Source organism: Silvibacterium sp. (assembly GCF_047605705.1).
In the GTDB taxonomy this organism is placed as follows: domain Bacteria; phylum Acidobacteriota; class Terriglobia; order Terriglobales; family Acidobacteriaceae; genus Silvibacterium.
The window spans coordinates 1-7,776 of the sequence record NZ_JASGFD010000097.1; the positions used below are offsets into that span (position 1 = coordinate 1).

Below are 7,776 nucleotides of genomic sequence, written 5' to 3' on the forward strand. Positions count from 1 at the left end.
TGGCTGCCGAAGCCATCGCCGCGGCCCGTGCTGCGGAGGCTGCGGCGGAAGCCGCGCGTGCGGCCCAATCGGCCGCGCAGGCCATCCTCGCCGGGCTCGATCTGACTCCGGCCGAGTATGAAGCCGCGCACGCGCAACCGGAATGGCCTGCCGAGCCGGCAGAGATCGTCCAGATGCCCCTGCCCGAGGCGGTGAACAGCTTCCCGGTGGCCGCGGCAAGCTACGCTCCCGCGCCTGAAATGAGTCGGGCCGTGCCCACCGCGAGTGCATTCGTCGAAGAACCGGTCGTCCATGCCCCCATCGACTATCGCGTCCATCCCGACTCGCTGCCGCAGGCGCCGCAGAACCCCGCCCGCGGAGTCCAGAACCGTGTCTCCGAGACCCCGCGTTCGCAACGGACGGAAGATTATCCGACGCATATCGAGGATCCCTTCGAGGAGGCCTTCGTGGCCGACGCGCAGCCGCTGCCGGCCAAGCTCATTGAGTTTCCCCGGGAGCTGGTGGCTACGCGCAAGGCGCGTCCCCGACTGGCCGAGGGGCCGCTCCGCGAAGAAGCCGAGCCCGAAGGCGCGCAGCTGCGCATCTTCGAGGTGGAGCCGGAGAGCATCTCACACGAGGTGACGACGCAGCAGAGCAGCTCCCAGGCATTGCCGGAATGGCACTCCATCCAGCTTGACCCGCATCCGGAATCCGAAGCGGAACCTCGCCCTCTTGGCCGCCAGTCCCGCCGTGATTCGGAAGCGCAGGTGCAGGCCGGTCAGGCGTATTCTGCCCTGATGGAGATGCTCCCGCTGCACGTAGCTCCGATGCAGGACCGCATCATGGCGACGCTGGTGGATGTGGCGCTCGTCTCGATCGCCTTCCTGCTCTTTGTGCTGGTCTTCGTCGCCTCCACGCCGCACCTGCCTACGGGCAAGCCGGCGCTGGCTGCGGCCGGCGCGGTGCTCGGGGTCTTCTTCGTGATCTACCAGTGGCTCTTCTTCAGCTTCTCCGAAGGTACGCCGGGCATGCAGTACGCGAAGATCGCGCTGTGCACCTTCGAGGACGAGAATCCGACCCGCAAGGAAATGCGTGGACGCATCGCGGCGCTGCTGCTCTCCGCACTGCCGCTCGGCCTAGGCTTCCTCTGGGCCTTCCTCGACGACGATCGCCTCAGCTGGCACGACCGCATCACCCGCACCTACCAGCGCAGCTACCGCTAGGGACAGGCCGTCCCGGCCTTTCGTCTTCGGCTTCCGCTCCCGTTGGTCGCGGGTTGGCTTGAGGAACAAAAGAGAAACAAAACGCCGCCCGGAGAGATTCTCCGGGCGGCGTTTTTCTTGTTATTCCCTGTCATTCCGACCGGAGCGAAGCGCAGTGGAGGAACCTGCAGTTCTCCCGTATTGGGCACACAGCAGGTTCCTCCGCTGCGCGGCCTGCGGCCGCTCCGGTCGGAATGACGGTTGCTTCGCGCAGGGCGGTCTGTCTTCGGCCTCCGCTCTCTTTGGTCGCGCTCCTGCTTGTGCTTCTATCTAAGCCCTAAGCCCCGTCTAGCAGCGAACCCCAAGCAAAGCGACGGCCGCGGCACCCACAACCGAGAGCGAAGGCTCTTCGGGCAGGATTTCGAGGGTGTAGCTCTGGAGCGGGCTCATTTTCACCATCTCCCAGAGGTGCTCTTTCATGCGGGAGAGGTCGAGGCGCTGGATGTCGCGGCCGGTAAAGTAGAAGCGTCCCGGGCCTTCGAGGTGAATCTGCGAGGCGGTTGCTGCGGCGAGCGCCTGGTGCCACAGCTCGACGAACTCCAGGCAGCGTCGGTCGCCCTTGCGGGCATGGGCGAAGATCTCATCCGGCTCCAGGTCGAGGAACCGGAGCCGCATGGCCCGGTGCCCCATGATGCCTTCCAGGTGTCCCTTGCCGCCGCAGCCGCAGTAGTTCTCCTTGGGGTCGAGCGTGACCGTGGTGTGGCCGCCCTCCCATGGACCTTCGGTGTACGGATAGCGTCCGAAGCCGATGCCGTTGCCGATGGTCCAGACGCGGACGTGGCGGTCGAGATGGCCGCGGGTGGCAGCGAGGCCGGCGGCGACTGCGTCGGCATCGTTGAGGATGGTGACCGGGGCGATGATGCCGCGCGCCGCAACACCGCTCCGGACGGAGTCGGCGATGTGCGCGCCCTTGAGCTGGGGAAGATTTGGGGAGTCTTCGATGATGCCGTTACGAATAATGCCGGGCATGGCGACGCCGACGGCGTCGAGAGTCTTATGTTCTGCAGCGAGTTTTGCGATGTGATCGCAGATGAGTTCACAGACCGAGTCAGCCGGCATCTCGATGAGCACGCCCATCTCGTCGATGCTTGCATCGCTGGTCCCGGCTGCCGGATAACGCAGCAGCCCGCCTTGCACCTTGTGGTCCTCGATGAGGCCCGCGACGACCCGGTCGGTGATGGTAACGCCAACGCTGATTGCCATATCGTCGCTCCTTTCTATAAAGAAGTTCCTACGATGCAGCAGAATTTTCCCCTGGCGCGGAAGTCCGGATCCGCGTCCGAGGAGACGTCGGGGCCCGGTTATTCCATGAAGCGGGCAAGCCGGTTGATGCCGTTGAAGGCAGCCGCCTTGTAGCACTCCGCCAGAGTGGGGTAGTTGAACACAGTGTCGATGAAGTAGTCCACTGTGCCATTGAGGGTCATCACTGCCTGGCCGATGTGAACAAGTTCCGCCGCGCCTTCGCCGATGATGTGCACGCCGAGGATCTGCTTGGTCTCGCGGTGGAAGATCAGCTTGAGGCGTCCCGTGGTGTCGCCGCGGATCTGTCCGCGAGCGATCTCACGGTAATAGGCGACGCCGACCTCGTAGGGCACGTCCTCTTCGGTGAGCTGCTCCTCCGTCTTGCCGATGAAGGAGATCTCGGGGATGGTGTAGATGCCGTACGGATAAAGGCTGGGGTTCGACTGCACCACCTCGTCGCCGAAGGCGCGCTCGACGGCGATACGGCCCTGTTCCATCGAGACCGAAGCCAGGCTTGGGAATCCGATGACATCGCCGACCGCGAAAATATTAGGAACTTTGGTGCGGAAGTCTTTATCGACGGGGATGCGGCCGCGCGAGTCGGCCTCGATGCCGGCAGCCGGCAGGTTCAGCTCGTCGATGTTGCCCTGGCGGCCGACTGCATAAAGCAGTGCGTCGCCGGAGATGCGCTTCTTGCTTTCGAGATTTGCGACTACGGTGCCGTCGGCCAGCTCTTCTACGCTCTCCACCTCTTCATGCAGGCGCATGGTCACGCGGCTGTCGCGCAGGTGATAGCTGAGCGCTTCGATAATCTCCTGGTCGGCGAACTCGAGCAGGCGCGGACGCTTTTCGACCAGGGTCATGCGGACGCCGAGAGCCGCAAACATGCAGCAGTATTCGACGCCGATAACGCCGCCGCCGACCACGATCATGGTCTTCGGCAGGGTCTGCAGGTCGAGGATCTGATCGCTGTTGATGATGGTGCGGCCATTGAGGGGCACCTTTGTGGTGCTGGCCGGCTTGGTGCCGACGGCGATCACAATGCGCTCGGCCTCATGCACCGTCGAGCCGGATGTGCCGTCGACCTGGACATGGGTGGTGTCGACGAAGCTGGCCGTGCCGGTCAGCACGTCCACGCCATTGCGCGAGAGCTGCGCCTCGGTGACGTCCACCTCGGTCTTGATGACGTGCTGCACGCGGAAGGCAAGATCGGACATCGTGATCTTTTCCTTCACGCGGTAGTTCATGCCATAGACGGAGCGGTAGTTGTAGCCCGAGAGGTGCAGTACGGCTTCGCGCATGGTCTTGCTGGGGATGGTGCCGGTGTTGATGCACACACCGCCGACCACGCTGCGCATCTCCACCAGCGCAACCCGCTTGCCCTTCTTGACCGCGGAAACCGCGGCGCGCTGGCCCGAGGGGCCGGAACCGATTACCAGCAGATCGTAAGTAGCCATGTTCTCCGCTTGCGGCGCGAACTGATACGCCTGTTCCAGATGAGTGCAGGCGCGCTACAAAGGTTGCACCTGCCATGGTTTCCGCGCCGGCCGAATGAGAGCAAAGGCGGGAAAAGGGAATCCAGGTCGGGGTCGGGCCCAAATGGGGAAGTCGGTGTCCGCTCCGTGACCATCATACTGCCTCGTTCTTTGCATCGACGCAAAAGACGAGAACCTGAGTGCGGCCCGCGACGACATCATGGAAAGTACGCTCCGCGACGGGACTACGGTAATGAAAATTCATGACGGGACTATGATTCAGAGCGATGATCCTCTGCGCCATCACCGACCGCCGCATCTTTCCCGGAACGGAAGGCGACCGTCGCCGCGCCCTGCTGGCCGCGGTGCAGGCGTGGGCCGAGGGCGGAGTCGATTTCATCCAGCTGCGTGAAAAGGATCTGCATGCGCGTGAGATGCTGGCGCTGGCTGGCGAGGTCACGCGTGCCGCGTCGGGCCGCCGCAATCGCCCGCGCGTGCTGCTCAACGGACCGGCCGAGATCGCCCTCGCCGCCGGATGCGATGGCGTGCATCTGCCGGGCAACGCCGCGCCGGATGCAGCCACTTCGGCGCGTGCCCTTTTTGCCGCCCAGGGGCGAAAGGCGGTAATCAGCCGCTCCTGCCATGTGGGCGACGAGACTGCATCTGGAATTGCCTCCTGGGACGCGGACCTGCTGCTCTTTGCCCCGGTTTTTGAAAAGAGCCTCTCCAGCGACGGCGGAGGCACCCTGGCCGGTTCGGGGCCGGATGCGCTGGCGGCCGCGTGCTGGGCCGCTTCTCCCCGGCCGGTGCTGGCGCTCGGTGGCGTCACGCTGGGCAATGTGCCTGCATGTATGGCTGCCGGTGCGGCGGGCGTCGCGGCGATCCGCCTCTTCGCGGTAGGGGACTGGCGGCGGCTGCGCGGCTGAAGCCGCGTGAAAGTGGGTCGCCGGGACGACGGCTCGGCTTACACTCGTGGCAGGCCCTGAAAGCATGTCTCACTACAACAGCTTTCTCCGCATTCCTGGTCTCGCTCTCCGGCAGAAGCTGCGTCCCTTGCCGCGCATCGGCGTGCTTGATGCCGATGTGCTGCGGCTGCGCGTCTGGCCGCAGGATGTGGACTTCAATTTCCATCTCAACAACGCCCGCTACCTGAGCTTCATGGATTACGGACGCACGCGGCTGATGGCCGCCACCGGGCTGCTGTTGCCAGCAATCCGCGAGCACTGGACGCCGCTGGTAGGTTCGATCTCGATCACCTACCGGCGTTCGCTGGGCTTCTGGGCGCCCTTCACGCTCTCGACGCGCATCCTCTGTTGGGACGACAAGTGGATTTACATGGAGCAAGTCTTCAACGGAAGGGATGGCCTGGCCGCGATCGCCTGGGTGAAAGGGCTCTTCCGCGATGAGCAGGGCAACGTCCCGCCACAGCGAGCCATCGATCGCATCGCCCCGGGCACGCTATCGCCCCCGATGTGGGAGCCGCTGACGCAGTGGAATGAAGTCACGAAGGAGAAGCTGGCTTCGGGCAAGTGAGAGTTTCCCAAGTCGAAAAGAAGAACGAACTCGGGTGCCCCACGTCTCGATTCTGAGACGTGGGATCGCACGATCGTTTGTTCTGCGAGCTTACAGCTCGATCTTCGTTCCCAGCAGCGTGAGGAACTGTGCGAGCCACTGCGGATGCGCGGGCCATGCAAATCCAGTGACGAAGTTGCCGTCGGTGATGGCTCCGTCCGGCGGTGTCTCCACATAGGTGGCCCCGGCGAGGCGAACCTCAGGCGCGCAGGCGGCGTAGGCCGAGATGCGCTTGCCGCTGATGACTGAAGCCGCGGCCAGCACCTGCGCCGCATGGCAGATCGCCGCGATCGGCTTATGCGTCTCCGCGAAGTGACGCACGATGGCGATCACGCGCGGGTTCAGGCGGATGTACTCGGGCGCGCGTCCGCCGGCGATCATCAGCGCGTCGTAGTCGGCTTCACGCACCTCGGCGAAGCTCGCATTCAGCGTGAAGTTGTGGCCGGGCTTTTCGGTGTAAGTCTGGTCGCCTTCGAAGTCGTGAATGGCGGTCTTGATGGTCTGGCCGGCCTTCTTGTCCGGGCAGACGGCATGCACCGTGTGTCCCACGGTGAGCAGCGTCTGGAAGGGGACCATCACCTCGTAGTCTTCCGCGAAATCGCCCACGAGGAAGAGGATTTTCTTCGCCGCCATGGAGTTCTCCTTGCATTATTCGGCTGCCGAACGGCAACCTGTTCCCATGTTCATCCCGGACATATAAAAGCTGCGCAAAGATATAGATAATTCGCAGCGGGAAATCGCGATGTCCGGGTTATTCTGCCTCCATTATGAACGCCGATGAGCAACGCGGGCGACGTTTCCACGCGCATGAGAGCGGCCGGGTGCACGCCTTGCAGGGCGCTCCGCTGGCGCGTTTCTGGCAGCGGGCGCTCGGCTTCTGGTTCGATCTGGTTGTCGCGGTTCTGATCTGGGCACCGCTGGAATATCTCTGGCGGCGCTTTGTCCTGCATGCGTCGCACATCGATCTGAGCTGGGACTTCCATGAAAAGGGCAACGTGGTGGTGATGCTGCTCTACTGGGGGCTCTCGAATTACTTTGGCAATGGACGCACTTTAGGGAAGTGGGTAGCGCGGACGCGCGCCGTCTTACTCACCGGCGAGCGGCTGGGGCTGTGGCAGTCGATCGAACGCGGTCTCGGCTACGGCGCGGCGGTGCTCGAAGGCGGACTCGGCTTCGTCCAGTACTTCTGGGACGCGAACCGAATGTGCGCGCAGGACCGGCTGGCCGAGACCATCGTGATTGACACGCGAAAAACGAGCGCGCAGAACTTCGATAAACAGGTTAAGTAATATTCATTCGCTGCGCAGCGCCTGCATCGGGTCGACGGCCGCCGCTCTCCGCGCAGGGATGGCCGCCGCCGCGAGCGCGGTGAGCAGTAGCACCAGGCTCGCCGTGCCGAGGATCAGCGGATTCCACGGCGCAACACCGTAGAGACGGCTGGCCAGCGCGTTGCCGCCAAGGACCGTCAGCGGCAGGCCGATACCGATGCCGATCGCCGATTGCACCAGCGTCGAGCGCAGCACCAGCCGCAGCAGGTGCAGGCGGGTCGCGCCGAGCGCCATGCGCACGCCCATCTCGCCGGTGCGCTGCTGCACGCTGTAGGCGGTTACGCCGTAAAGTCCGATCGCGGCCAGCACCAGTGCCGCCAGCCCGAAGAGCGCGGTGAGCACAAGAATCATCCGCTGCTGCGCGAGTCCTTCGGCGATCAGGTCGTGGAAAGATTGCACAGAATAGACCACAAGATCCGGATCGATTTCTGTGAGGGTGTTGCGCAGTACGGCTTCGAATCCCGGCCCTGCATGCGGAGCCGTGAGAACGATGTTGTAGAGGTCGTGCGACCAGAGCTCGCGCGTCTCCAGCTGCGGCTCCGCGAAGACGGTGCCCTGTGCCTCGGGCAGATAGTAACGCGGCTCGACCGGCGCGGGGCCGGGATTGTCGTGGATGTCGGCAGCGACACCGACAATTTCATAGAGCCCGGCATAGTTGCCCGGCGCAGGACCGAAATGCTGGCCTACGGGATTCTCGTGCGGGAAGTAGCGCCGTGCGAAAGCCTCGTTGATGATGGCCACCGGGCGCGAGGCCTGGTTGTCGTCGGAGGTGAAGGCGCGCCCGGCCACAATGCGGTCATGGAAAAAGGCGAAGAAGTCCGGCATCACGCGCGTCCAGCGTGAGGTGTCGCTATCGTCGGAGAGCGGCGCGGGATGGCCCTCGATGCGTACGTTGTGATTCCACCAGCCATCGTCGGG

General features: G+C 64.1%; 8 protein-coding genes. 4 read left to right on the forward strand and 4 right to left on the reverse strand.

The genetic code is table 11. The features are described 5' to 3' along the window. Positions 1-1,202, forward strand: a 1,202-nt coding sequence (locus QM649_RS19805; RefSeq protein ID WP_415200804.1) for an RDD family protein, incomplete at its 5' end; no start/stop codon positions are given. 327 nt (positions 1,203-1,529) lie between these two features. On the opposite strand, the gene QM649_RS19810 is transcribed toward QM649_RS19805, so the two are convergent. Then, a complete protein-coding gene (locus QM649_RS19810) occupies positions 1,530-2,444 on the reverse strand; it encodes an ROK family protein (protein ID WP_415200805.1) in 915 nt (304 codons plus the stop codon). Positions 2,445-2,542: 98 nt separating this feature from the next. Continuing rightward, positions 2,543-3,940, reverse strand: coding sequence for a Si-specific NAD(P)(+) transhydrogenase (gene sthA, locus QM649_RS19815; protein WP_415200806.1), 1,398 nt, complete (start codon positions 3,938-3,940; stop codon positions 2,543-2,545). A gap of 305 nt (positions 3,941-4,245) precedes the next feature. Here sthA and QM649_RS19820 point away from each other — a divergent pair, with 305 nt between their 5' ends. Next, positions 4,246-4,884, forward strand: coding sequence for a thiamine phosphate synthase (locus QM649_RS19820; RefSeq protein WP_415200807.1), 639 nt, complete (start codon positions 4,246-4,248; stop codon positions 4,882-4,884). Positions 4,885-4,948: 64 nt separating this feature from the next. Then, positions 4,949-5,491 (forward strand): acyl-CoA thioesterase, encoded by a 543-nt coding sequence (locus QM649_RS19825; RefSeq protein WP_415200808.1) that lies wholly within the window; start codon positions 4,949-4,951, stop codon positions 5,489-5,491. 90 nt (positions 5,492-5,581) lie between these two features. Here QM649_RS19825 and QM649_RS19830 read toward each other — a convergent pair whose 3' ends face one another. Then, entirely contained in the window at positions 5,582-6,163 is a 582-nt protein-coding gene (locus QM649_RS19830; RefSeq protein ID WP_415200809.1) for a DJ-1/PfpI family protein, read from the reverse strand. Between the two features lie 188 nt (positions 6,164-6,351). On the opposite strand from QM649_RS19830, the gene QM649_RS19835 reads away from it, so the two are divergent. Continuing rightward, positions 6,352-6,819, forward strand: coding sequence for an RDD family protein (locus tag QM649_RS19835; protein WP_415200810.1), 468 nt, complete (start codon positions 6,352-6,354; stop codon positions 6,817-6,819). 3 nt (positions 6,820-6,822) lie between these two features. On the opposite strand, the gene QM649_RS19840 is transcribed toward QM649_RS19835, so the two are convergent. Further along, positions 6,823-7,776: FtsX-like permease family protein (locus QM649_RS19840; RefSeq protein WP_415200811.1), on the reverse strand; the 954-nt coding region annotated here is incomplete at its 5' end.